The sequence below is a fragment of the Methylobacterium sp. D54C genome (genome assembly GCF_053345595.1).
Genome location: NZ_JBKFAK010000219.1, coordinates 1 through 297, shown reverse-complemented (window position 1 = coordinate 297; position 297 = coordinate 1). Strand labels below are relative to the sequence as shown.

The window sequence follows — 297 nt, the reverse complement described above, 5'->3', positions numbered from 1 at the left end:
AGCGCGCCCGGCCCTTCGACCTCGCCCGGGCCCCGCTCCTGCGCCTCGTCCTGGTCCGCACCGGACCGGACCGCCACCACCTCGTGCTCACCGTCCACCACCTGATCCTCGACGGATGGAGCACCGCACGCCTCGTCGCCGAGGTGCTCGCCCGCTACCGCGGAGAGGAGCCCGAGCCCGTCACAGGACGCTTCGCCGACTACCTCGCCTGGCTCGCCCGCCAGCCGCGGGCCGCCGCCGAGCGCTTCTGGCAGGACGCCCTCGCCGGCCTCGACGCCCCCACCCGCCTCGCCGACA

General features: G+C 76.4%; 1 protein-coding gene. It reads left to right on the top strand.

Annotation, left to right across the window (positions count from 1 at the left end):
• Nucleotides 1-297, top strand: a 297-nt coding sequence (locus ACLBYB_RS33240) for a condensation domain-containing protein (protein ID WP_447701434.1), incomplete at both ends; no start/stop codon positions are given.